This is a genomic window from Acidovorax sp. KPB24-07 (assembly GCF_057543315.1).
In genome coordinates this window covers 1-1,289 of sequence record NZ_BAAJYS010000661.1, presented here as the reverse complement: position 1 = coordinate 1,289, position 1,289 = coordinate 1, and the positions used below count along the sequence as shown (strand labels likewise).

Annotated in this window: 1 protein-coding gene; it reads right to left on the bottom strand. The window is 70.9% G+C overall.

Features of this window, described 5'->3' with window-relative positions; all coding sequences use genetic code 11:
• Nucleotides 1–77: 77 nt before the first annotated feature.
• On the bottom strand, nt 78–1,151 hold the full coding sequence (gene purM, locus AC27IQ_RS24795; protein ID WP_487091190.1) for a phosphoribosylformylglycinamidine cyclo-ligase: 1,074 nt from the start codon (nt 1,149–1,151) through the stop codon (nt 78–80).
• Between the last annotated feature and the right edge of the window lie 138 nt (nt 1,152–1,289).

The window sequence follows — 1,289 nt, the reverse complement described above, 5'->3', positions numbered from 1 at the left end:
CGGGGCCGGCGGCAGAGGGCGGAACGTCGTGCGGTGCGAGCGGCTCCATCATGGGCGGCGGGGTGCGGCTGAGGGGGTCAGCCCACCACCACGGGCGCGCCGTCGCCGCGGTCGGCGATGGTGCCGATCGTGTAGACCGTCTCGCCCAGCGAGCGCAGCGTGGCGGCCGTGGCTTCGGCTTCGGACGCCGAGACCACCACCACCATGCCGATGCCGTTGTTGAAGGTGCGGTTCATCTCGATGTCGTCGATGCCGGCCGTCTTCTGCAGCCAGGCGAACAGCTCGGTCTGCGGCCAGCTGCCGGCTTTCAGGTGGGCGGCCAGGCCCTCGGGCAGCACGCGCGGAATGTTCTCCAGCAGGCCGCCGCCCGTGATGTGGGCCAGGGCCTTGATGCCGCCGGCCGATGCCGCATCCTGCGGCGCGGGGTGCTCGGCCAGCGCGGCCAGCACGTTCTTCACATACAGGCGCGTGGGTTCCATGACCGCTTGCTTGAACGGCTTGCCGTCCAGCGTGGCGGGGGCTGAATCGCCGGCCCGCTCGATGCACTTGCGCACCAGGCTGAATCCGTTGGAGTGCACGCCGGCCGAGGCCAGGCCCAGCACCACGTCGCCGGCCGCCACGGCCCTGCCGGTGAGGATCTTGGATTTTTCGACCGCGCCGACCGCAAAGCCGGCCAGGTCGTACTCGCCGGCGGGGTACATGCCCGGCATTTCGGCCGTCTCGCCGCCGATCAGGGCGCAGCCCGAAAGCTCGCAGCCCCGGGCGATGCCGCCCACCACGGCCGCGGCCGTGTCCACGTCCAGCTTGCCGCAGGCGAAGTAGTCGAGGAAGAACAGCGGCTCGGCACCCTGCACCAGCACGTCGTTCACGCTCATGGCGACCAGGTCGATGCCCACGGTGTCGTGCATGTTCCATTCGAAGGCCAGCTTGAGCTTGGTGCCCACGCCGTCCGTGCCGCTCACCAGCACCGGCTCCTGGTAGCGCTTGGGCACCTCGAACAGGGCGCCGAAACCGCCGATGCCGGCCAGCACGCCCTCGCGCATGGTCTTCTTGGCGAGCGGCTTGATGCGCTCGACCAGCGCGTCGCCGGCATCGATGTCGACGCCAGCGTCTTTGTAGGAGATGGGGGTGGAGGAGTCGGAGGAGCTCATGGAAGGGTTCGTGAGTGCTGGTGGGCCCGCGCGGCGGGCTGGAGCGGCGGATTTTAAAGGCCCCGCCCGCCTGGCCCGCCAATGCCCCCGCAGGGCCGGCGGATGGCGTGGCCGCGGGTGGCCCGTGGCGCCGTGGCC

Coding starts and splice junctions, on each gene's coding strand:
- purM (WP_487091190.1), bottom strand. CDS start 1,151: ATGAGCTCCTCCGACTCCTCCACCCCCATCTCCTACAAAGACGCTGGC.